At 71.9% G+C, this 22,227-nt stretch carries 23 protein-coding genes; 16 read left to right on the forward strand and 7 right to left on the reverse strand.

Features of this window, described 5'->3' with window-relative positions; translation table 11 throughout:
• The first annotated feature begins 164 nt into the window (after positions 1 to 164).
• Positions 165 to 1,163, forward strand: a complete 999-nt coding sequence (locus IF88_RS0133085) for an AraC family transcriptional regulator (protein ID WP_030721006.1) — start codon at positions 165 to 167, stop codon at positions 1,161 to 1,163.
• 74 nt (positions 1,164 to 1,237) lie between these two features.
• Here IF88_RS0133085 and IF88_RS0133090 read toward each other — a convergent pair whose 3' ends face one another.
• The 6 genes from IF88_RS0133090 to IF88_RS0133115 form a co-directional block, all read right to left on the reverse strand.
• The gene (locus IF88_RS0133090) at positions 1,238 to 1,942 is read right to left on the reverse strand and encodes a 4'-phosphopantetheinyl transferase family protein (protein WP_051837963.1); all 705 of its coding nucleotides are present in this window, start codon (positions 1,940 to 1,942) and stop codon (positions 1,238 to 1,240) included.
• The gene (locus IF88_RS0133095; RefSeq protein WP_030721012.1) at positions 1,939 to 2,775 is read right to left on the reverse strand and encodes an alpha/beta fold hydrolase; all 837 of its coding nucleotides are present in this window, start codon (positions 2,773 to 2,775) and stop codon (positions 1,939 to 1,941) included. The genes IF88_RS0133090 and IF88_RS0133095 overlap by 4 nt, the downstream gene beginning before the upstream one ends.
• Positions 2,772 to 3,245 carry an SRPBCC family protein gene (locus tag IF88_RS48530; protein ID WP_030721015.1) on the reverse strand — a complete coding sequence of 158 codons (474 nt, stop codon included), beginning with the start codon at positions 3,243 to 3,245 and terminating at the stop codon, positions 2,772 to 2,774. Before IF88_RS48530 ends, IF88_RS0133095 begins: the two co-directional genes overlap by 4 nt.
• A gap of 94 nt (positions 3,246 to 3,339) precedes the next feature.
• Positions 3,340 to 4,866 (reverse strand): FAD-binding protein, encoded by a 1,527-nt coding sequence (locus IF88_RS0133105; protein ID WP_037807943.1) that lies wholly within the window; start codon positions 4,864 to 4,866, stop codon positions 3,340 to 3,342.
• A 12-nt stretch (positions 4,867 to 4,878) separates the two neighbouring features.
• Positions 4,879 to 6,441 carry a flavin-containing monooxygenase gene (locus IF88_RS0133110; RefSeq protein WP_030721020.1) on the reverse strand — a complete coding sequence of 521 codons (1,563 nt, stop codon included), beginning with the start codon at positions 6,439 to 6,441 and terminating at the stop codon, positions 4,879 to 4,881.
• A gap of 10 nt (positions 6,442 to 6,451) precedes the next feature.
• Positions 6,452 to 7,348, reverse strand: a complete 897-nt coding sequence (locus IF88_RS0133115) for a class I SAM-dependent methyltransferase (protein WP_030721023.1) — start codon at positions 7,346 to 7,348, stop codon at positions 6,452 to 6,454.
• A gap of 205 nt (positions 7,349 to 7,553) precedes the next feature.
• Here IF88_RS0133115 and IF88_RS0133120 point away from each other — a divergent pair, with 205 nt between their 5' ends.
• From IF88_RS0133120 to IF88_RS0133130, 3 genes are read left to right on the forward strand one after another with little or no spacing between them, the layout of a single operon-like run.
• Positions 7,554 to 7,808 carry a hypothetical protein gene (locus IF88_RS0133120; protein WP_030390264.1) on the forward strand — a complete coding sequence of 85 codons (255 nt, stop codon included), beginning with the start codon at positions 7,554 to 7,556 and terminating at the stop codon, positions 7,806 to 7,808.
• An 11-nt stretch (positions 7,809 to 7,819) separates the two neighbouring features.
• Positions 7,820 to 8,806, forward strand: a complete 987-nt coding sequence (locus IF88_RS0133125; RefSeq protein ID WP_030721026.1) for a 3-oxoacyl-ACP synthase III family protein — start codon at positions 7,820 to 7,822, stop codon at positions 8,804 to 8,806.
• Entirely contained in the window at positions 8,803 to 9,555 is a 753-nt protein-coding gene (locus IF88_RS0133130; protein WP_030721029.1) for an SDR family NAD(P)-dependent oxidoreductase, read from the forward strand. The genes IF88_RS0133125 and IF88_RS0133130 overlap by 4 nt, the downstream gene beginning before the upstream one ends.
• Positions 9,556 to 9,752: 197 nt before the next feature.
• Here the strand turns inward: IF88_RS0133130 and IF88_RS0133135 are convergent, their stop codons facing one another.
• Positions 9,753 to 10,682: an AfsR/SARP family transcriptional regulator gene (locus IF88_RS0133135; protein ID WP_078893295.1), complete on the reverse strand. Its 930-nt coding sequence runs from the start codon at positions 10,680 to 10,682 to the stop codon at positions 9,753 to 9,755.
• Positions 10,683 to 10,974: 292 nt separating this feature from the next.
• Between IF88_RS0133135 and IF88_RS0133140 the strand changes: the two genes are divergently transcribed.
• The 12 genes from IF88_RS0133140 to IF88_RS0133195 all read left to right on the forward strand — a co-directional run bounded on the left by IF88_RS0133140 (position 10,975) and on the right by IF88_RS0133195 (position 22,225).
• The gene (locus IF88_RS0133140) at positions 10,975 to 12,186 is read left to right on the forward strand and encodes an aminotransferase class I/II-fold pyridoxal phosphate-dependent enzyme (RefSeq protein WP_030721035.1); all 1,212 of its coding nucleotides are present in this window, start codon (positions 10,975 to 10,977) and stop codon (positions 12,184 to 12,186) included.
• Between the two features lie 71 nt (positions 12,187 to 12,257).
• A complete protein-coding gene (locus IF88_RS0133145) occupies positions 12,258 to 13,511 on the forward strand; it encodes a beta-ketoacyl-[acyl-carrier-protein] synthase family protein (RefSeq protein ID WP_030721038.1) in 1,254 nt (417 codons plus the stop codon).
• Positions 13,508 to 14,365, forward strand: coding sequence for a MaoC/PaaZ C-terminal domain-containing protein (locus IF88_RS0133150; protein WP_051837965.1), 858 nt, complete (start codon positions 13,508 to 13,510; stop codon positions 14,363 to 14,365). The genes IF88_RS0133145 and IF88_RS0133150 overlap by 4 nt, the downstream gene beginning before the upstream one ends.
• Positions 14,362 to 15,966, forward strand: coding sequence for an AMP-binding protein (locus IF88_RS0133155; RefSeq protein ID WP_063754871.1), 1,605 nt, complete (start codon positions 14,362 to 14,364; stop codon positions 15,964 to 15,966). The genes IF88_RS0133150 and IF88_RS0133155 overlap by 4 nt, the downstream gene beginning before the upstream one ends.
• Positions 15,963 to 16,220: a phosphopantetheine-binding protein gene (locus IF88_RS0133160; RefSeq protein WP_030721047.1), complete on the forward strand. Its 258-nt coding sequence runs from the start codon at positions 15,963 to 15,965 to the stop codon at positions 16,218 to 16,220. Before IF88_RS0133155 ends, IF88_RS0133160 begins: the two co-directional genes overlap by 4 nt.
• Positions 16,221 to 16,265: 45 nt before the next feature.
• Entirely contained in the window at positions 16,266 to 17,306 is a 1,041-nt protein-coding gene (locus IF88_RS0133165; protein ID WP_030721050.1) for an anthranilate phosphoribosyltransferase, read from the forward strand.
• Positions 17,299 to 18,270, forward strand: coding sequence for a tryptophan synthase subunit alpha (trpA, locus tag IF88_RS0133170; protein ID WP_078893296.1), 972 nt, complete (start codon positions 17,299 to 17,301; stop codon positions 18,268 to 18,270). Before IF88_RS0133165 ends, trpA begins: the two co-directional genes overlap by 8 nt.
• A 93-nt stretch (positions 18,271 to 18,363) precedes the next feature.
• On the forward strand, positions 18,364 to 18,738 hold the full coding sequence (locus IF88_RS0133175) for an ectoine synthase (RefSeq protein ID WP_030721055.1): 375 nt from the start codon (positions 18,364 to 18,366) through the stop codon (positions 18,736 to 18,738).
• A 58-nt stretch (positions 18,739 to 18,796) separates the two neighbouring features.
• Positions 18,797 to 19,942 (forward strand): acyl-CoA dehydrogenase family protein, encoded by a 1,146-nt coding sequence (locus tag IF88_RS0133180; RefSeq protein ID WP_030721057.1) that lies wholly within the window; start codon positions 18,797 to 18,799, stop codon positions 19,940 to 19,942.
• Positions 19,939 to 20,676, forward strand: a complete 738-nt coding sequence (locus IF88_RS0133185) for an N-(5'-phosphoribosyl)anthranilate isomerase (RefSeq protein WP_234323778.1) — start codon at positions 19,939 to 19,941, stop codon at positions 20,674 to 20,676. The genes IF88_RS0133180 and IF88_RS0133185 overlap by 4 nt, the downstream gene beginning before the upstream one ends.
• Positions 20,673 to 21,395, forward strand: coding sequence for an indole-3-glycerol-phosphate synthase (locus IF88_RS0133190; protein ID WP_030721060.1), 723 nt, complete (start codon positions 20,673 to 20,675; stop codon positions 21,393 to 21,395). Before IF88_RS0133185 ends, IF88_RS0133190 begins: the two co-directional genes overlap by 4 nt.
• Positions 21,392 to 22,225 carry an alpha/beta hydrolase gene (locus tag IF88_RS0133195; protein WP_030721062.1) on the forward strand — a complete coding sequence of 278 codons (834 nt, stop codon included), beginning with the start codon at positions 21,392 to 21,394 and terminating at the stop codon, positions 22,223 to 22,225. The genes IF88_RS0133190 and IF88_RS0133195 overlap by 4 nt, the downstream gene beginning before the upstream one ends.
• The last annotated feature ends 2 nt before the right edge of the window (positions 22,226 to 22,227 follow it).

Genomic DNA, 22,227 nt, shown 5'->3' on the forward strand with positions numbered 1-22,227 from the left:
CGTGGCGCTGCGCCGCTCCTCCCCCGCGAACGGCGCCCGCTCTCTTCTCCGTCCCCCGCGGGAGAGCGGGCGCTTCGCCGTGCGCGGACCCGCGTCCGGGGATACGGGATGCGGGATGCGGGATGCGTGCGGGGGCTGGACGTACGACGCGAGAGGATGGACGCATGGACACGCTGACCGGACTGCTGGAAGGCCCCAAGGCCCGGGGGGCCTTCCTGCTGAAGTCCGTCTTCAACCCGCCCTGGTCGCTGCGCGTGGAGGACCGTGCGCCGCTCTCCGTCGTCACGATGGTGCACGGTGACGCCTGGCTGGTTCCCGAGCACGGCACCCCGGTGGTGATCCGGCCGGGCGACGTGGCCGTCGTACGCGGCCCCGAGCCGTACACGGTCGCGGACTCCCGGGACACGCCGGTGCAGATCACGGTCGGCCCGGAGCAGCGGTGCAGCACGGAGGAGGGCGAGGACGTCACCGAGACGATGGCGCTCGGCGTGCGGACCTGGGGCGACGATTTCCAGGACGCCGGTTCGGCGGTGATGCTGAGCGGTACCTACCAGGCGCCGAGTGAGATCGGCCGGCGGCTGCTGAGCGCGCTGCCGACGATCCTGGTGCGGCCGGCCGAGGCCGCCGACACCACTCTGGTCGCCCTGCTCGCGTCGGAGATCTCCAAGGACGAGCCGGGTCAGGAGATCGTCTTGGACCGGCTCCTGGACCTGCTGCTGATCGGGGTGTTGCGGACCTGGCTGGCGGCGCCGGGCAGTGGTGCGCCCTCCTGGTACCGGGCCCAGAGCGACCCGGTGGTCGGGCCCGCCCTGCGGCTGCTGCACGAGAATCCCGCGCACGGCTGGACGGTCGAGGAACTCGCCCTGAAGGTGGGGGTGTCGCGGGCTTCCATGGCGCGCCGGTTCACCGAGGTGGTGGGCGAGCCGCCGGTGGCCTATCTGACCGGGTGGCGTCTGGCCCTGGCGGCGGACCTGCTGCGGGAGCCGGAGGCCACCATCGCGACGGTGGCGCGGCGGGTGGGCTACAGCTCGGCCTTCGCGCTTTCGACGGCGTTCAAGCGGGTGCGGGGGATGAGTCCGCAGGAGTTCCGTTCGGGCGCCCACCCGGTGGCCGCGCCGCAGGCCCCGCAGCGGGCATGCACGGTGGTGCTGCCCGGGCCCTGACGGCCGGCGGTGACGCGGGCCTGGGCGCCGGTGGTGTGGTGGCGGGGCCCGGGCCGGTGTCCGTTGTCCGTGTTCTACGGGGGGACGGCCGAGGAGGCCGGTACGGGCGCGGCGGCGCGCTCGGTCGGCTGCCGGGGGCCTTCGCGGGTCACGGCGGTCAGGACCAGGTCCGGGCCGGCCAGCCAGCGGCCCCGGTAGTGCGGGTTCACGGGCGGGGGCGGCGAGGGGTGCATGGTCGCCGTGAAGCCGCCGTCGGGGGAAAGGGTGAGGGTGGCGTCGCGGAAGCCGAGCCAGATGCCGGTGGCCGGGTACCACGCCTTGTAGGCCGCCTCCTTCGCGGAGAAGAAGACGCGGTCCCACGGGACGGTGGGGTCGGCCGAGGCGAGGGCGGCGAGGTGGGCGCGTTCGTCCTCGGAGGCGATCAGGGCGAGGACGCCCCGGGGCAGCGGGCCGGCCGGCTCCGCGTCGATGCCCACGGCGGCCATCACGGCGGCGGGGGCCGCCACGGCCGCGCGGTAGCCCTCGCAGTGGGTGATGCTGCCGACCACGCCGGAGGGCCACTGGGGGGCGCCGCCCGGTCCCGGGAGCAGGGCGCCTGGGGGGCGGCCGAGGTCGGACAGGCAGCGGCGGGCGCAGGCCCGGGCGGTGGCGAACTGGGTGCGCCGGTGGGCCCGGCGGCCCTCCATGAGGGCCGCCTCGGCCGGGAAGAGAGGGGCGGGCGCCGCGTCGTCGAAGGCTTCCGATGACGTGACGCCCGGGGGAAGGAGTTCCTCGATCATCGCGCGGCGAGCTCGGTGACGGCGGCGACCGCGAGGAGCGGGCGTTCCAGTGCGAGCATGTGGCCCGCGCCGGGTACCGGTTCGAAGCGGGCGCCCGGCAGGACCTCGGCGAGGGTTTCGGCCAGCGCGATGTCGATCACCTTGTCGCCGTCGCCGTGCAGGACGACGGCGGGGGTGGTGACCGTTTTCAGGGCTTCGCGGACGTCCCAGCCGCGGGTGCAGCGGAAGAAGTCCGCGCGCACGCGGGGCGTGGTGGCGGCGAACATCTGCCGGTTGACGTCGCGTACGACGGGGTCCACGTCCTTGCCCATGGTGGAGCCGAGCAGTTTGCCTCCCAGCCAGGGCCGGCGCAGGGCCCGGGAGAAGAGCTGGCTGCCCATCATCTTCACCTCGCTGTCCGGGGTGTCCTGGCCGTGTGCGGCGGTGCCCAGGAGGACCAGGCCGCGCAGCCGGCCCGCGGAGGGTGAGGTGGCGGCGTAGGTGAGGGCGGTGAAGCCGCCGCCCGAGTGGCCGACGAGGACCGCCTCGCGGGCGTCGGTCTCGCCCAGGACGGCGGCCAGGTCCGCGCTGAGGCGTTCCACCGAGACCGGTGTGCGGCCCAGGGTGGACGCGCCGTGGCCGCGCTGGTCGTAGAGCACCACCCGGTGTCCGGCGCGGATCAGGCGGTCGGTGACGGTGCCCCAGGCGCGGCGGGTGTGTGCCCAGCCGTGCAGCAGGACGACGTCGGCGGCGCGGGGTGTCGCGTCCAGGGGGGCGAGGACGGTGACGGCCAGTTCCGCGCCGTCGTCGGTGCGGACCGTCAGTTCGCCGGCGGTGTCGGGGGCGGCGGTCACCGGGGTACCGCCGACAGCTGCCGGTCCAGTGACGCGAAGGCGGCGAGGGTGGCCTTGGAGTGTTCCGCGCCGAGGTCGGCGACCTTGGCCAGGGCCTTGAGCCAGCCGTGCGGGCTGCCGGTGAAGTGCATCGAGAGGCGGGTGCGGCCGGCGGGCAGCGGTTCGAGCAGGAAGGTGCTCGGGCCGCGGAAGACGCCGTCCACGTACTCGATGTCGAGTCGGCGGCCGGGCTCCACGGCCACCGTGCGGGAGGTGAAGCGCAGCTTCAGCCCGCCCTTGTCGACGCCCTTGGTGTGCACGACCACGCCCACCGTGCCGCCGACCTCGTCGGGGGCGCCGGAGACGGCGGTGAACGTGTTGTGCGGGACCCACCATTTCCTGGCGCCGCGGAATTCGGCGACGAGGGCGTCCCAGACGGCATCCGCCGGGGCGTCGATCACCGCCTCGTCGATCAGGTCGTACGTCGTCATCTCGCAGCCTCCACTCGCTATGGGAAAGGCGGTGGGGGCGGGGTCCCTCTCCCCTGCCCCCACCGCCGGGTCTTCACGGCCGGCCGGCTTGCCGTCAGGCGAAGAAGCCCTGGCCGGGCGTGAAGATGTTGTTGGGGTCGAACTTCCGCTTGGCGTTGACGAAGCCGCTCCAGCGGGTGCCGAAGTGCTTCTGCCAGTCGGCGCCCGTCATCGGGATCGAGCCGACCAGGTAGCGCTTGGCGCCGCTGGCGACCGCGATGTCGTACAGGCGGCGGTTCTGGTCGATCATGCCCTGGATGTTGGGTTCACCCGGGTTGGGGAAGCGCAGCAGGTCGAAGAGGTAGGCCACGGACTCGTTGGGCATCATCGCCAGCGGCCGCTTGATCTTCGACGTGTGGAACGGGTAGAAGAGCAGGAACCCGCCGCCGAGGGAGCTGTCGTCCAGCTCCTGCTCGACGCGCTTCATGAACGCCTTGGTCTTCGAGGCGGGCAGGAACATGCTCAGCCAGGGCTTGGGCGTGTACCAGTGGCCGCCTTCCTTCAGGACGGCCTCGTAGGCGTCGAGGCGGAACATGTAGTCCCGGAAGGAGACGTCCTCGATGACCGCGTCCGCGCGGACGTCCTTGAGGTCGCACAGCAGCTTGGTGCGGTTGGGCGGCGTCGTGTTGTAGGTGGCGCCGACCTCCAGCTTGTAGCGCCAGCCGGAGTTGTCCGGGGTGCGCAGCATCTCGCCGGCGTGGACCTGGAAGCGGCCGTCGGCCAGGACCTTCTCCGAGTCGGCGAGGTACTGCTCGACGGTGCTGTAGAACAGGCTGAAGATGACGGCCCGCTTGGGGGCCGGGATCAGCTTGACGGTGGCGCGGACGATGATGCCGACCTGGCCGCCGCCGGACAGGGCCGCGTTGAACAGTTCGGTGCGCTGGGTGGCGCTGGCGGTGACGAGCTTGCCGTCGCCGGTGACGATGTCGATCGACTGCACGGTGTCGCAGAGCAGGCCGTACCTCTGGACGGTGCCGCCGATGCCGCCGATGCTGATGGTGCCGCCGACGGAGATGTACAGGTAGTCGGGGAGCGCCGGCGGGGTCTTGCCCACCTTGAGGGTGGCGTCGGTCAGCTGGCCCCAGGTCACTCCGGCTTCGACGACCGCGGTGTCGTTGCCGATCGAGATGATGTTCGACATGCCCTTGGCGTCGATGGAGATGCCGCCGGGCACGCGTGCCTGGCCGTAGACCGAGTGGGACTCGATGTCGTTGCCGGTGCCGCCCTGGCCGTTGACGGCGACCTTGATGTTGTTGGCGCGGGCGTACTCGACGATCTTGACGATGTCGCTGGTGCCGCCGGGGCGCAGCACCGCCCACGGCTTGCTCGCGGCGCCGTCGAAGAGGTGCCCGAAGTCGTTGGCGAAGGCGTCGACGACGCCGGGGGTCGTCTCCAGGGTTCCGAGGAGTCCCGGCACGGGGACGACGTCGGAGTTGCCGGCGGCCTCGGCGGCCGTCGCCCAGGTCTGGGACACGGTGTTCCAGCCGACGACCGCGACGGCGGTGGTCGCGATCCCGCCCAGGACCCGGCGGCGGGACGGCTCGGCCGGGGTGCCCGCGGCCGTTCTGTGGGTGCTGCTCATCTCGTGCGTCTCCTACTGGTGAGGTACCGGCTTGGTGCTGCGCACCCGGGAAGCGAGCTGGTACTCGCTCAGGTCGAGGCGCTTGGTCCCGCGACGGAAGCGCCAGGTGTAGGTGGGGAAGACCGTCGTGTTGCGGCCGTTCGCGTCGAGGTACCAGCTCTTGCAGCCGCCCGACATCCAGACGGTGCCCTCGAGGTGCTTGTCGAGTTTCCGGTTGTAGGCGTCCTGCGCTTCCTGGCGGACCTCGATGCTGGCCAGGCCGCGCTTGTCCGCCTGCTTCAGGGAGTCGACGACGTACTGGACCTGTGCCTCGATCATCACGGTCTGCGAGGAGTGGCCCAGGGCGGTGTTCGGGCCCAGGAGCATGAAGAGGTTGGGGAAGCCGGCGATGGTGGTGCCCCGGTGGGCGGCCATGCCGTCCTTCCAGGCCTCGCGCAGCTGGACGCCGCCCCTGCCCCAGATCCGGCGGGCGACCGGGCGGTCGGTGGCCTGGAATCCGGTGCCCAGGATGATGGTGTCGACCTCGCGCTCCACACCGTCGCTGCCGACGATCGACTTGGGGCGGACCTCGGCGATCCCGTCGGTGACGATCTCGACGTTGGGCTGCTGGATCGCCGGGTACCAGGTGTTGGAGAACAGCAGGCGCTTGCACGCCACCAGGTAGTCGGGGGTGAGTTTGGCGCGCAGCGCCTCGTCCGGGACCGACTTCTGCAGGTGGTCGCTCGCCATCTTCTGGACCTTCTCGGCGAGCTTGGGGCGCTTCCAGAAGAAGGCGAGGATCTCACGGCCCCACATGTTGAAGCCGCGCCGGAACTGCTGGTATCCGGGCAGCGAGCGGAGCATCTTGGTGTGGAGCTCGCTGTTGGCCTTGTCGGGCTTGGGGCCGATCCACGGGGGCGTGCGCTGGTAGAGGTCCAGCTGTGCGACCTCGGGCTGGATCTCGGGTACGAACTGGATGGCGGAGGCGCCCGTGCCGATGACGGCGACGCGGCGGCCGGCCAGGTCGTGGTCGTGGTCCCAGTTCGAGGAGTGGAAGATCTTGCCCTCGAAGTCCGTCAGTCCCTGGATGTCGGGGACGGCGGCCTCGCTGAGGTAGCCGGTGCCGGTGACCAGGAACTGGGCGGTGTACTGGCCCTGTGAGGTCTCGATCTTCCAGTGCCGCTCGTCCTCGTCCCAGCGGGCGGCCTCCAGTTCGTGCCCGAACCGGATGTGCGGGCGGACGCCGAAGCGGTCGGCGGTGTCGCGCAGGTACGCGTACAGCTCGTCGCGGGAGGCGAACGTCGACTTCCAGTTCGGGTTGCGGGCGAAGGAGAACGAGTAGAGGTGGGACATGACGTCGCACGCACAACCCGGATAGCTGTTGTCGCGCCAGGTGCCGCCGACCTCGTCGGCCCGCTCGAACACCAGGAAGTCGTCGATGCCCGACTGCAGCAGTCGGATGGCGGTGCCCAGGCCCGAGAAGCCGGTGCCGATGACCGCGACCCGCAGGTGCCGGGTGGGGCCGCGGCCGCCGGGGGCCTTCTCGGTGCCCGTGCGTGCTCCGCCGTCCTTGGCCGGCTCAAGAATGCTCGTCACGTCGACCTCCTCAGCGGCGCGTGATGGTGACGCGGAAGTTGTTGAAGAACTTGTCCTCGAGCGTGTAGGCGAAGATGTCGAGGTAGCGCTCGAAGCGGGAGACGACCTCTTCGCCCTCCAGGGCCACGGCCTCGTCGCGGCGCTCGGCCAGCAGGACCAGCCAGGCGCGGCAGGCCATGGCGAAGGACTCGCGCTCGTTGACGATCTCGTCGATCTCGAAGAGGCCCTCGGCGGCGGCGGACAGCTCGCTCAGGTGGGGGATGTGGCAGCCCTCGAACTCGGAGCGCTGGAGGAACTTCAGGTCGTCGAGGAGCGCGCGGTTCATCGGCAGCGCCTCGGCGGTCATGGTGTGCAGTACGAACTTCGCGCCCGGGTTGAGGGCGTTCGCGACCTGCTGGAAGAAGTACCGGTAGCGCTTGGTGCGCTCCTTCGGCGGCAGGTTGGAGGAGACGAAGTGCTCCAGGGCGTTGATGCAGAACGCTGCGTCGTACTTCTCGCTGTCGTCGGCGACCTTGTAGTCGGCCCAGCTCTGGACCAGCGTGGTGATCCGCGGGTTGCCGAGGCCGTCGATGAAGGCTTCCTGGGTGCGGGAGAGGGTCAGGCCGACGGCCTGCTCCGCGCCGTGCACGGTGGTGAGGCGGTTGAGCATGGTGCCCCAGCCGCAGCCGATGTCCAGGACGCGCTTGGTGGTGCCGGCGCTGACGTTCGCGAGTTCGGCGAACTTGTCGAGCTTGCGCTCCTGCGCCTCGTCCAGGGTGGCGACCAGGTCCTCGCCGTCCTCCCAGTAGCCGCCCGAGTACATCATCGTGGGGCCCAGCAGGAGTCGGTAGAAATCGTTGCTGACCTCGTAGTGGTGCCTGATCGCATCGACCTCGGGGTCCACCGACTTGGGGGCGACCGTTGTCATCCTGATCCTCTTTCCTGCGTGTCCGGCGGGCCTTGTTTCCGAATTCGCGACCGAGAAAACCCGATGCCCCGCAAGGCGTGCGCAAGAGGGCCCGGATTCGGGATCCGGTGCGGTGTTGCGCGTTCCTTGCGGGGGCGGGGCTTTTATCGCTCTCGAAAACAAGACACGCACTGCCGAGTTGCATTGCCGAGAGAGGACCGACCCCATGTCGCTGCCCACCATCGAAGAACTGGCGAGCCAGCTCGAGGCCGTCTCGGGTGCCGCGGAGGTCAGCCCCGACGCCCCGCTCCAGCACATCGCGGACGTCGACTCGCTGGACCTGATGGAGTGGCTGTACGGATTCCAGAACCAGTACCCGCACATCCCGGCCGACGAGTCCCTCTTCGCGGACCTCGACGACACGACCACGCTGCGTGACGTCTACGCGAAGATCGTCGACCTCGTCCCGGCTCAGGCGTAGCGAGGGGTGACGTGACCGGCTTCGACATCACCGGGTGGGGCATGTCCGTACCCGAACGCATCGTCACCAGTGCGGAGCTCGCCGAGCGGTTCGGCGTGGACGAGCACTGGGTGGTCAGCCGCTGCGGCATCCGTGAGCGGCGGGCGGTCGACCCGGGGCAGACCACCGCCTCCCTGGCCGTCGAGGCCGGCCGGCGTGCGCTGGAGAAGGCGGGGCTGACCGGCGCCGACATCGCCCACCTCATCGTCGCGACCGCCACGCCCGAGCAGCCCTCCCCGGCGACGTCCGCGTTCGTCCACCACGAACTGGGCATCTCGGGGAGCGCGCACGACGTCAACTCCGAGTGCGCGGGCTTCGTCTACGGGCTGGTGTCCGCGATGGCGCTGATCGCCATCGACCCCCGTCCGATCCTGCTGATCGGGTCCGACACCCACACGCTGACGGCCAACCCGGCCGACCGCGACCTGTCGATCCTCGTCGGTGACGGCGCGGGCGCGGTCGTCCTGCAGCCGGGCGCGGAGAACCGGGTCAAGGCGTGGAACCTGGGCGCCGACGGCGCCTGCACCGGCTCGCTGAAGGTCCTGGCCGGCGGCAGCCGGATGCCGACCACCCAGGAGACGCTGGACGCGGGCCTGCACTACGCGCAGATCAACGGCAACGAGATCTACCTCAACGCCGTCCGCTACACCGTCCGTACGGTGCGCGAGACGCTGGAGAACGCCAAGGTGGAGGCGGCCGACGTGGACCACGTCGTGCCGCACCAGGCCAACATCAGGATCATCAACTCGATCCTGTCGCACACCGGCCTGCGCCAGGAGGCGCTGATCACCAACCTCCAGAAGTACGGCAACACGGCTTCGGCGTCGATCCCGATCGCGCTGACCGAGGCTTTGGAGGAGGGCCGTATCAAGGCCGGTGACAAGGTCCTGCTGGCCGGCTTCGGAGCGGGCATGACCTGGGGTTCGATCCTGATGGAGTGGGGCGGTGTCGCGGCATGAGCAAGAACGGTGCGGGGCAGCGGCCCGAGTCCCCGGTCGCGCTGGTGACCGGTGCCTCGGGCGGTCTCGGCCAGGCGCTGGCGCTCGAACTCGACGCGCTGGGCTGCCGGGTCGCGGTCCACTACAACAGCGCCCGTGAGGCCGCCGAGGCGGTCCGGGAGAAGCTGGTGAACCCGTCGGTGCTGGTCACCGGGGACGTCGGTTCGTGGGAGGCCACCCAGGCCCTCCACGAGCGGATCTCCGCCGAGCTCGGCCCGGTGGACGTCCTCGTCAACAACGGGGCGATCCGCAAGGACAGCCTGATGGCGATGCAGAACCCGCAGGACTGGGCGCAGGTCATCCAGACCAACCTGATCGGGTCGTTCCACACCGCCCGGGTCTCGGTGCCGCACATGCTGCGGCAGCGGTGGGGCCGGGTGATCAACATCGTGTCCCCGTCGGGCATCATCGCGACGGCCGGGCAGACGGCGTACTCGGCGTCCAAGGCGGGTCTGATCGGCTTCACCCGTACGCTCGCGGCGGAGTGCGGCCGGCGCGGGGTGACGGTGAACGCGCTGTCTCCCGGGTTCATGATCACGGGTATGACGGACACCCTCCCGGACCGGGTCATCGAGGGCATGGAGGGCAAGGCTCCCATCCCCCGTTTCGTCACGGTCGAGGAGGTCGCCCGCAGCGCCCGTCTCTTCCTGGAGCAGGACTGCATGACGGGCCAGGTCATCAGCATCGACAGCGGTGTGTCCATCACCTGACCCCCAGGCCTCCCCTCCCCCGGCCCCGGCCTCCCACCCCCAGGGGAGGCCGGGGCCACTCGTCGTGCCCCGGCCGCCCCGGCCGCCCCGGCCGCCGCGAGGGTAGGGGCGGTACGTGGTACGGGGCCGGCCGGGGGCGCCGGGCATGGCGAAGGCCGCCGCGGGGGTCCGCGGCGGCCTTCGGCGTGCGACAGGGGTCAGGCTGCGGGGAACGAGGTGACGGGATGGGTGACGGGATGGGTGACGGGATGGGTGACGCAGCCGTGGTCGGCCAGGGAGCAGGGGCGGGGGGCCGAGGCGCGGTGGTCCATCTCGAAGACCCCCATGAGCACCGGGTCCAGGCCGGCCGCGGAGCGCGGGGCGAACGAGCGGGGTTCGGGGGTGCGCAGCAGCTCCAGGTAGGCCGCTTCCGTCTCCGGCGCCGGATCGATCCCCAGTTCCTCCGCCAGTACCTCGCGCAGCTGCTGGTAGCTGCGTAGTGCCTCGGCCCGATTGCCGGCCCGGGTGTGGGCGGCCATCCGGCAGCGGTAGGCACTTTCCCGGAAGGGGGCCCGGCGCACGGCCTCCTCCGCGTAGCGCAGGGCGTGGTGTTCGTCGCCCAGGGCGGAGGAGGACAGGCTCGCGGTCTCCAGCGCCTTCAGACGGACCTCTTCGAGCTGCTCGCGCATGGCGTTGACCCATTCGCCCTCGTGGGAGGGCAGGAACGAGCCGCGCAGGTTCGACACCGCGCCGGCCGCGAGCTGTTGCGCCACCGCGTAGGCGCCCTCCGCGTACGCCTCCGCGGCCTCGGTGACCGCGGTCTCCGCGCATTCCACGTCGACGGCCGCGTCCTGCGGTATCCGCAGGAGGTACCGGCCGCCCTGTGCGACCAGCGGGGTCACTCCCGGCTGGTCCTGCGGCGTGGTGACGAAGGTGCGGACGCGGCTCACGAGGCTGCGCAGCGCGGAGGCCCAGGTGTCCGGCAGGCCCTCGGGCCATATGGTCTCGGCCAGTTGGTCACGGTCCGTGCCGCCGGACCGTTCGAGGATCAAGCGGGCGAAGGCCACTTGCGCCTGGGCGCTCGACAGGTGTTGCGGCGCTGCTCCGTCCGGCTCGATCGTGACAAGACCTATGAGTCTGATCAGCACTATGCACTCTCCGAAACGGTCGGCTTCCGGCCGTGTCCCCCCTCGTGCGATTCAGAGGATACCGGCGGGCCGTCTTGGCATGTCAACAGCGACCGGCAAAACATTCCTTCGCGAATGAAAGCCGAGGTCCGGGGATTGTCCTTCGCTTTTCGAGTACGGCCATGCCCTTCCTCTTGCGCCGCTATTGCGCCCCCCGAGTCTTAATGGAATTCCACTAGAGCCCCGCCGGAACTACGGCGGAGCACCGATGGAGTTCCGGGTCCGCCGGACGATCGCGACGAGGGAGAAGCACGTGAACGCATCCGCCGCCTGGAGCCGACTCGAGCCGAAGCTGGCCTACTTCCGCGACCGTGTCCGGTCTCTGGAGTACGAGCCCAACCGCAAGAACAGCTTCGTCGCCTACACCGTCGAGCGGGATTCGGCGTACGCGGACCAGGACGGCCGGCGCCTGTTGATGATGTCGGGGTACAGCTACCTGGGCCTGGCCGGTGACGAGCGGGTGGTGTCGGCCGCCAAGGCCGCCGTGGACCGTTACGGCACGGGCAACCACGGGGTGCGGGCGCTGGCGGGTTCCACGCCGCTGCACGAGGAACTGGAGGCCGAGGTCGCCAAGTTCGCGGGCCGTGAGCAGGCGCTGGTGTTCGGTTCGGGCTATGCGGCGAACGTGGGCACCGTCGGGGCCATCGTCGGTCCCGGCGACACCGTCTTCATCGACAAGTACGACCACGCGAGCATCGTCGACGGCTGCAAGCTCTCCGGTGCGACCGTGACCCGTTTCCGGCACAACGACGTCGCCCACCTGGAGCGCCGGCTCGCCGCCGCCCCCGACAGCGGTGTCCGTCTGGTCATCGTCGACAGCGTCTACTCGATGGACGGTGACATCGCGCCCCTCGTCGAGCTGCGCAAGGTGTGCGACGCCCACAACGCGCTGCTGATGGTCGACGAGGCGCACGCGCTCGGTGTCATCGGCGCGACCGGCAAGGGCATCGAGGAGCACTTCGACTACGAGGTGAAGGTCGACGTCAAGCTCGGCACCCTCTCCAAGGCCATCCCGTCCATGGGTGGTTGGGTCGCCGGCTCGGCCGAGCTGATCCACCACCTCAAGTACGCGGCCCGCCCGTTCCTGTTCTCGGCCGCGCTCGGCCCGGCGCAGAGCGCCGCGGCGCTGGAGTCCCTGCGGATCCTGCAGCGCGAGCCGGAGCGGGTGGAGTTCATCCAGCACGAGTCCGAGCGGTTCCGCACCACCTTGCACGAGGCCGGCATCAGCACCGTCGACAGTGAGACCGCCGTCGTCCCGGTCATCGCCGGATCGGACACCGCCGCCTACGACTACGCCACCGTGTGCCGCAAGAACGGCGTGATCGGCCTGCCCGTGGTCACCCCGGCCGTCCCCAACGACCTGGCCCGGCTGCGCATCGCGATCACCGCGGCGCACACCAAGGCCGACCTCGACTTCGCGGCCGAGGCCTTCATCAAGTCGGCGCGCGAGTGCCGCATCATCTGACCCCCCTCACGACGACCCCCCTCACGACGACCCCTCTCACGACGACCGCCCTCACGCCTTAGGGAGCAGACATGCCTGGACCGTCCAGGGGCAGTTCGGCGCTTGTGCCTGTCGCCGTCACCGGCATGGGCGTGGTCACCCCCGGCGGGTGCACCCCGGACGAGCTGTGGGACACGCTGCGGGCCGGCCGGTCCACCGCCGCCGAGCTCACCCACTTCGACCTCGGACGCCACCGGGTGCGGATCGGCTGCCGGGTCCGCGGCCTCGACGGCCTCGCCGGGCTGGTCCCGGCCAAGGAGGCCCGCCGGATGGACCCCTTCGCCCACTACGGCACGGCCGCCGCCCTCGCCGCGCACCGTGACGCGGGATCCCCCACGGCCGAGGCCGGACGCACCGCCATCGTGGTGGGCAACGCGGTCGGCGGCCGGGCCACCAGCGACCTGGAGTCCGCCCACTACACCGAGGGCGGCCCGGCCCGGGTCAATCCGCTGATGCCGCTGATGACCATGCCCAACGCGGCCGCCGCCCACATCGCCATCCGGCTCGGCTGGACCGGTCCCGCGCTGACCGTCGCCAACACCTGTGCCAGCGGCGCCGACGCGATCGGGCACGCGCTGATGCTGCTGCAGAGCGGCCGCGTCGATCTCGTCATCGCCGGCGGCGCGGAGCACACCCTCACCCCGGTCACCCTGGCCGGCTTCGGCAACCTCAACGCGGTCTCCCTGCGCAACGACGATCCGGAGCACGCCTCGCGCCCCTTCGACAAGGACCGCGACGGCTTCGTGATGGGCGAGGGCGCGGGATTCGTCGTCATGGAACGGCTGGAGGACGCGCGGGCGCGCGGGGCCCGGACGTACGGCCTGGTCGCCGGGTACGCCGCCACCGCCGACGCCCACCACCTGGCGATGCCGTTGCCCGACGGCGCGGGAGCCGCGGCCGCCATGGCCTCGGCCATCGCCGACGCCGGCCTCGACCCGTCCGACATCGTCCACGTCAACGCCCACGGCACCTCGACCCCGCACAACGACCGGTCCGAGGCCGCCGCCCTGACCAAGGTGTTCGGCAGCGCCCAGCCGCCGGTCACCGCACCCAAGTCGGTCATCGGCCACCTGATCGGCGCCGCCGGAGCCGTGGAACTCATCGCCACCGTGCAGGCCATGCGGCACTGCGAGGTACCGCCCACCGCCAACCACGAACAGCTGGAGCCAGGAATGGACATCGACGTCGTCCACGGCACGCCCCGCGCCGTGCGTCCGGGACCCGCCATCACGAACTCCTTCGGGTTCGGCGGGCACAACTCCTGCGTGGTGGTGACGCCGGTATGACGCTGCTGACCCTGCCCTCCCCCGTGCGTACGCTCACCGTCACCGAGCCCGAGATCACCGACTACCGCGGCGCGGCCCGGCGGGGGCTGCCCGCCGCCCGGCCCGGTCAGGCCTCCCCCGTCCACACCTTCGTCCTCGCCCACACGGTGGCCGAGCAGACCGTCGCCGCGCTGACCGCCGCCGAGCCCGGACCGGTCTCGGTGGTCCACCTCGGCCAGGACATCCGCACGGTGCGGCCGGTCCGGCCGGGTGAGACGGTGAGCGTGGCCCTTCAGGTGGCGGGCGTCCGCAAGGAGCCGCGCGGCGCCCGGATCGCCCTGCGGGTCCACCTGGTCGGCGAGGACGGCCCCGAGCCGTTCGCGGAACTGACCATCTCCGCCCTGCTGGTCGGTGCGACCCGGCTGGAGCCGTTCGGTGACATCGGCGTCGGCCCGGCCGCCCCCGCCCCGGCCGGCGCGGGCGAGCCGCAGACCGCGGTGCACGCGCTGACCACCGACTGGATCACCGCCTACGCCCACGCGTCCGGCGACCTCAACCCCATCCACCTCGACGCGGACGCGGCCCGCGGGGCCGGTTTCGACACCGTCATCGCGCACGGCATGAGCGTGGTGGCCCTCGCGGTGGAGGAGGCCGTGGACCGCTTCGCGGCCGGCGACTGCGCCCGGGTGCGCGGCCTCGGCTGCCGCTTCTCGGCGCCGGTGCCGCCCGGCATCCCGCTGGAGATCCTCCTGCAGCCCGACGCCGAGGCCCGCCTCGTCCGCTTCACCTGCAAGACGCCGAAGGGCGCGGCCGTGAAGTCGGGCTGGATCGAGCTCGCGCAGCCGGCGCCGCAGGAAGGAGAGGACCGGCCATGACGACGAGCATCCCGGCCGTCCCGGCCGTCGAACTCGGTCTCCTGGGAGGGTTCCTGACCCAGGTCCGCGACCGCCCCCACGCCACCGCGCTCCTCTTCAACGGGGAGGAGACCAGCTACCGCGAGCTGTACGAGCTCGCCGGCCGCGAACGCGACCGCCTCGCGCGCCTGGAGCTCGCCCCGGCGGTGCCGGTCGGTATCCTCGCCGACAAGTCCCCCGCCGCCGTGGCCCTCGTACTGGGCTGCCTGCTGGCCCGCCGGCCGCTGCTGCTGCCGTCGCCGGCCCTGGCCGACACGCTCCTCGCCGATCTCTTCGCCCAGGCCGGCTGCGCCCGGGTGCTGGCTCCCGGCGGTCAGCCGGCCAGGGTCTCGCCCAACCCGGCCGTGCGGGCCCAGCCGCTGCCGGCCGACGAGGCCGCGGACGTGGCCTTCATGCTCACCACCTCCGGCTCCACCAGCCTGCCGAAGATCGTCCCGCTGAGCCTGGACGCCGTGGACCGCTTCACCCGCTGGGCCGGGAACGCGTTCGGGATCGGGCCCGAGCGCACCGTCCTGAACTACGCCCCCCTCAACTTCGACCTCTGTCTCCTGGACGTGTGGACCACCCTGGCCCGCGGCGGGCGCGTCGTCCTGGTCGACCCGGCGCTGGCCGCCCACGGACGCCACCTGCGCGACCTGGTCCTGCGCCACGACGTCCACGTCGTGCAGGCCGTCCCGATGGCCTTCGGACTGCTCCAGGACGCGGCCGACAAGACCGGCGACACCTTCCCCGGCGTCGAGCACGTCATGTTCACCGGCGACGCCATCGCCGACCGCACCCTGGGCGCGCTGCCCGCCCTCTTCCCCAAGGCCCGCATCCACAACATCTACGGCTGCACGGAGACCAACGACAGCTTCGTCCACGAGATCGAGCCCGCCGACGCCACGGCCACCGCCTTCCCGCCGGTGCCCATCGGCCGCCCGCTGCCGGGCGTAGCGGCTCTGATCCTGGACCCCGGCACCGGGGCGCTGGTGGAGGGGCCCGGCAGCGGGGAGCTGTACGTCTCCACGCCCTTCCAGACCCGCGGCTACCTCGACCGGACCCGGCACGCCGACAAGTTCACCGCCCACCCGCTGGGTTTGGACGAGCGGCGCTGGTTCCGCACCGGCGACCTCGTACGGCGTGACGCGGCCGGCACCCTGCACCTGACCGGCCGCACCGATTTCCAGGTCAAGGTCCGCGGGGTCGCCGTCAACACGGCCGAGATCGAACGGGTCCTGCAGGAACACCCCGACGTGCTGGAGGCGGGCGTCGCGGCCCTGCCCGATCCGATCGCCGGCAAGCGGCTCATCGCCGCCGTCCGGCGCGCCCCCGGCGCCACCCTGACCGGCCTGCAGCTGCGCACGCACTGCGCCCGGCACCTGCCAAGGGCAGCGGTCCCCCACCAGCTCACGCTGACCGACACCCCGCTGCCGAAGACCGCCACCGGAAAGGTCGACCGCAAGGCGCTCGACCAGCTCGACCAGCCGAACTCCCCCACGCCCGCAACCGCACCGACACCCGCCACGGCATCTGCCACGGCATCCGTCGTCACACCTCTCGCCGAAGGAATCCCGTCATGAGCAACATCGACACCATCAAGAACTTCGTCATCACCGAGTTCCTCCCGGGCACCCCGGCCGCCGAACTCGCGGTCGACCACGACCTGCTCAACGACGGGGTCATCGACAGCCTGGGCGTCCTGAAGCTGATCGCCTGGGTCGAGGACCGCTTCGAGCTCGCCGTCGGCGACGCCGACCTGGACCCCAACAACTTCCGCAGCGTCGAGGCGATCGACACCTTCATCGCGGAGGCCCGCCGCACGGCGGCCGCCTAGAACCACCCAACCACCACCCCGACCCAGACGAGACGGAGACCGACCGTGCACGACGCACTCACCGGCCTGCTGGAGCAGCGGGCCCCGGTCGGCCGGGAGACCTGGCGGTCCTGGTGGGACCAGCTCGGCGACGGCCAGCTCGACAAGAGCGAGGTCCTCGCCCTGCTGGCCTCCCTGGCCAGCCGGCTCCCGGACCACCAGACACTGCGCCACCTGCTGGACTCGCTCGCCGAGCGCCGGCCGGCGGCGGCGGTGACCACCTCCTGGGAGGGCACCGTGAACGTCGTCGGCACCGGCGGCGGCCCCAGGACCTTCAACATCTCCACCGCTTCGGCGTTCGTCGCCGCGGCCGCGGGGGTCAAGGTCGTCAAGACCGGGTCGCGGGCCTACACCAGTTCGCTGGGCTCCGTCGACCTGCTGGAACGGCTCGGTGTCCGTCTCACCTCCTCCTACGCCCAGACCGAGGACACCCTCGCCGCCCACGGGATCGCCTTCGCCGGGCCCTTCGTCTACCCGGCGCAGCTGACCCGGCTGGCGCGGACGGTGGCCCCCTGCTCCCTGAAGCCCTTCGGCCGCTTCCTGAACGCACTCGGCCCCTTCCTCGCCGACCTGCCGGTGACCGCCCAGGTCACCGGGGTCTCGGCGGCCGCCCCCCTGGACACCCTGCGCCGGCTCGCCGCGACCACGACGGGCCGCCGGATCTGGCTGACCACGAACGACACCGGCGCGGACGAGCTGCTGCCCTTCGCCACCAACACCGTCCACGGGGAACACTGCCTGACCCGGATCATCCGGCCGGGCGAACTCACCCCGGGCGACGGCTCCTTCGGGGACCTGCGGCCGGCCGCCCGGCCCGCCGCGGCCGTCGACCACTTCCTGGCCGTCCTGGCCGGCACGGCGGGCCGGGTGGCCACCCACACGGTCTGCCTGGGCGCGGCCGCCCTGGTGGTGGCCTCCGGCGTCCGCCGGGACTGGCCCTCCGCGGTCGCCCTCGCCGAGGGCGCGGTCCGCTCCGGCGAGGCCCACGACCTCGCCCGGCGCCTGGCGGCGTCCGCGGCCCGCACACCGGCGGTGGCCCATGCCTAGCCCTGCGGCGCCGGCCCGGCACACCCCGGACACGGCCCGGCCCAAGACGGCACCGGCGGCGGCCGCCAAGGGGGCGGGGAGCGTGGCGGCCCCGACGCCGGCGGCCCGCCCCGCCCAGGCGCCGCCGGCAGAGGGCCCCGCACCCTTCTTCCCGACCCGGCGGCCCGGCGCTGCACCCGGCCTGGCGCTGTTCCTCAACGCCGGCGACCCGCCGCTGCCGGTCCTGCGGGACCTGGTCCTGATGCTCGACGAGGAGGGCGTGGACTGCCTGGAGTTGGCCGTCCCGTTCCCCGACTCGGTCACCGACGGCCCCGTCGTACGGCGCTCCGCCCGCCGGGCACTGGAGGCTGGGGACGGCGCCGACCTGGACGACGTACTCGCCTTCATCGCCGACGTACGGCCGCACCTGGCACACCTGCGGATCGCCCTGCTCGCCGACTGGAGCCACTCCCTCAAGCACCGCGATCTCGCGGCCACCACCGGTGAGATCGCCGCGGCGGGCGCGGACGGACTGCTCCTGCACGCGCTGCCCCCGCGGCTGCGCGAGGCGCACCTGGAATCGGCCCGGGCGGCCGGGCTGCCGGTGGTCACCACCTGCTACGCCAGCAGCCCGGCGAAGGTCCGGGCCCAGGCCGCCGCGCAGGCCGCCGCTTACCTCTATCTCGTCGCCCACTACGGACGCAGCGGGACCGCACCGGCCGCCGGCCATGCCGCGCTGGCGCAGACCGTCACGGACCTGCGGGCGCACACGACGTCCCCGATAGCCGTCGGCTTCGGGGTCAGCACACGGCAGGACGTGGAAGCCGTCGGCGCATCCGGCGCCGACGCCGCGATCATCGGCTCCGCCGCGGTGGCCGCCGTGGAGCGGGCGCAGGAGGACGGCCTCGATGTGACCGGCGCCTTGCGCACCTTCGTCCGCTCGGTCCTGCCCGACGGACCGCACCGACCGCACCGACCGCACTGACCGCACTGACCGCACTGACCTTCCCTACCAGCGGAAGCGAGCTCCACCCCTCACCAGCACCATCCGTGCACCACCTCACACCGGGAGATTGCCATGATCGTTCGCGACATCGAGTCCGTGAAGACCGTCGAGTGGGGCAACGGCCTCAGCCGCCGCTTCCTCCTCGCCGAGGACGGCCTGGGCTACTCGCTCACCGACACCACGGTGCTCGCCGGCACCAAGTCGCGGCTGGAGTACGTCAACCACCTGGAGGCCTGCTACTGCATCGAGGGCTCCGGCGAGGTCATCGAGCTCGACGGCACCTCGCACGAGATCGTCCCGGGCCGGATGTACGCCCTCGACCAGCACGACGCCCACTTCCTCGTCGCCAGCCCGCACGAGGACCTGCGCCTGGTCTGCGTGTTCTCGCCGGCCCTGCGCGGCGACGAGGTCCACAGCCTCGACGCGCACAGCTCCTCCGCCTACTGAGGCGCGCCCGGCGCGCCCCCGCCCGTCCGAACCGTCAGCCGAATCAAAGGGGTCCCTCGTGATCCGTTGGAACGCCGACCAGGCAGATCTGCGCGAAGGCCTGGAGCGGTGGGGAGACGCACTGAGCGCAGACCACATCGAACTCGACGAGCAGTCCGCCTTCTCGCAGGACAAGTGGAAGCTCGTGCAGAAGACCGGGATCCTGTCACTGCCCTTCGACGAGGACCACGGAGGCCTCGGACAGTCCCTCCTGACCACCATGTACGTGCTGGAAGGCCTCGGCGAGTACAACCGGGACTCGGGCCTGAGCTTCTCGGTCACCACGTCCATCTGCTCCACCGGGATCCCGATCCAGCAGTTCGGCACGGTGGATCAAAAGGAGCGTTACCTGCCCGGGATCTGCTCGGGCGAGACGATCGGCGCGCACGCCATCACGGAGGCCGAGGGCGGCTCCGACGCCATGGCGATGGGCACCAGGGCCGTGCGTGACGGGGACGACTTCGTCATCAACGGCAGCAAGGTCTTCGTCAGCAACGGGCCGATCGCGGACGTGATCGTGGTCTACGCCCGGACCCATCCGGACGGCGGCCCGCTGGGAACGACGGCGTTCCTGGTGGACCGGAACACCCCCGGGGTGAGCGCCGGCAAGCCCATCAAGAAGATGGGGCTGCGGACCTCTCCGCTGAGCGAACTGTTCTTCGACGACGTACGGGTGCCCAGGACCGCGGTCCTGGGCAGGGTCGGAGGCGGGTTCCTCGTCCTGGACCACGTGATGAAACGGGAGATCCTCTTCTCCTTCATCGTCAACGTGGGCGAGATGCAGCACCGGCTGCAGCGGTGTGTCGACTACGCGAAGACGCGCAAGTCCTTCGGAAAGGCGATCGGTTCGTACCAGACGATCGCCAACAAGATCGTCGACACGAAGATCCAGCTGGAGACCGCCCGCAAGTGGCTCTACGACACCGGGGAGAAACTGGAGGCGGGCGAGAACGTCACCGTGGACCTGGCCATCGCCAAGCTCGTCACGAGCGAGAGCAACCTGGCCACCAGCATCACCGCCGTGCAGATCTTCGGCGGCCACGGCTACATGTCGGAGTTCGGCCTGGAGCAGGACGTGCGCAACGCCCTGGGCGGCACGATCTACTCGGGGACGAACGAGATCCAGTACAACCGCATCGCCTCGATGCTGGGACTGGGCAAGTGAGCACCACCCGCCCGCTGTCCCGGACGCTGCTGAAGGTCTGCGGGGCCACCGGGCCCCGCGACATCGAGGCGGCGGCGGCCGCCGGGGCGGACTGCGTCGGCCTCTGGCACGGCGTACCCGGCGGCCCGTCGGAACTCGATGCGGACGGGCTCGCCGCCCTTGTGGCGGCGGCCCGTCCGGCCGGGCTCCTGCCGGTCCTGGTGACGTTCCTGGCCGACCCGGGCGTGCTGGCCGAGATCGTGCGGCGCACCGGCGTCGCCTGGGTCCAGCTCCACGCCTACCAGCCGCCGGCCGTCGTACGGGCGCTGCGCGAGGCGCTGCCGGCGGAGGTCGGTCTCGTCAAGGTGCTGCACGTCGACGAGGCGGGCGGCTGTGTGGAGCGCCCGCTGATCGGTGCGTACGAACGGGCCGGCACCGACCTGTTCCTCCTCGACACCGCCACCGGGGACGGCCGGATCGGCAGTACCGGCGCCGCGCTCGACCCGGCCCGTCTCACTTCCCTGCTGCCCCGGCTGGGGCGGCCCTTCCTCCTGGCCGGCGGTCTGACCCCGGCCAGCCGCCGCGCCTACGAGGACGTCGTACGCCACAGCGGTTTCCGCGGCATCGACGTGGACACGGCGGCGCGTGACCTGGCGTCCGGCCGCTTCGGCGTCCCGGAGATCGCCGCCCTGGCCCGTGCCTGGCGCACGGGCTCCCCCGTCCCCGACCCTCCCCGGCTGGAGCTTTCGCGATGACGCAGCAGAACCGGAACGGCTTCCCTTTTCTCGAGGCCCTCCTGGCCTCGCCGACCCCCGTGGTGATGGAGGTGAAACGGCGCGATGCCCACGGCTACGACATGCTCGGCGGCCGCACGCCCGCCGCGATCGTGGAGGCGTACGAAACGGCGGGCGCCCCGTGCATCTCGGTGGTGACGGGCCGCTGGTTCGGCGGCTCGCCGGCGCTGCTGCGGGACGTGGCCGCGCTGACCGGCCTTCCGCTCCTGCAAAAGGACTTCATCACCAGGAAGGACCAGATCCGCACGGCGCGGGAGCTGGGGGCGTCGGCGGTGCTGCTGACGGCGGCGCTGCTGACGGCGTCGAGCATGCGGACCCTGGTGACGGAGTGCCTGCTGGCCGGGCTCACGCCTTTCGTCGAGATCACGACGGAGGCCGAACTCGACACGGTCCACCATCCCCAGGAGTGTGTGATCGCGGTCAACAACAAGGACATCAGGACCCGCGAGCGGGGCGCCGGCGACCTGGGCCGCTCCCTGGACCTGCTGCCGGCCCTCCGTGCGGCCGGGGCCGCCTGCCCGGTGAGCGCGAGCGGCATCGACGGCCCGGCGAGTGCCGCCCAGCTCCTGGACGCCGGGTTCGGCGGGCTGCTGGTGGGCACCTCGCTGCTGCGCACCGGGGCACCCGTCGAGTGGGTGGACGCGATGGCGGGCGCACGGAAGGGGCTGGCCCTGCGATGAGTTCCCTTTCGGGCGGCGCACGCCCCTACAGCCTGAACGCCGCGGGCATCCCCCTGTCGGGGCTGCTGGCCCTCCCCGGGGGCCGGGAGGTCCGCTCCACGATCCTGGCCGTCCACGGCCGCGGCATGCGGGCGGCGTACTGGAACGCGCTCATCCCGCTCGCCACCGCTCTGGGCCACGCGGTCCTGGCGCTGGACCGGCCGGGCTACGGCGACTCGGCGGACCTGCTGCCCGAGGGCCAGAGCCTGGCCGGGCAGGCGGAAACCCTCCACGCGGCCCTCAAGGAGCACGCGGCCGGGCACGCCATCGGCGCCGGCGTGTTCCTGCTGGGCCACTCCGACGGCGCCAAGGTGGCCCTGCACACGGCGGCCACCGACGGCGCGGTCCCCCTGCTGGGCCTGGACGCCTCCGGGGTCGGCCACCACTACAACCCGCAGGCCCTGCACTTCCCCTCCACCCTCGGCGGCGGTGCCTCCAAGCTCAACTGGGGCCCGCTGAACCTGTACCCGCGCGGCACCTTCCAGGCCAGCCGCGCCCTGCTGGCCCCGACCCCGGCGCGCGAGTCCGCGGAGACCGTCCGGTGGCCGGGCCAGTACGAGGAACTGGCCCCCCGCGTCCGTGTCCCGGTCCGTCTCACCTTCGCCGAGCACGAGGCGTGGTGGCAGCTGGACGGTCCGGCGCCGGCGTCGATGGCGGCCCTGCTGACCGCGGCCCCGCACGTCACCGTGGAGCACCTCCCGGCGGCGGGCCACAACATCAGCCTCGGCCACGCGGCCACCGCCTACCACCTGCGTGTCCTGGCCTTCCTGGAGGACTGTCTGCGGCTCTAGCC

This window comes from Streptomyces sp. NRRL F-2580 (assembly GCF_000720115.1).
Lineage (GTDB): Bacteria > Actinomycetota > Actinomycetes > Streptomycetales > Streptomycetaceae > Streptomyces.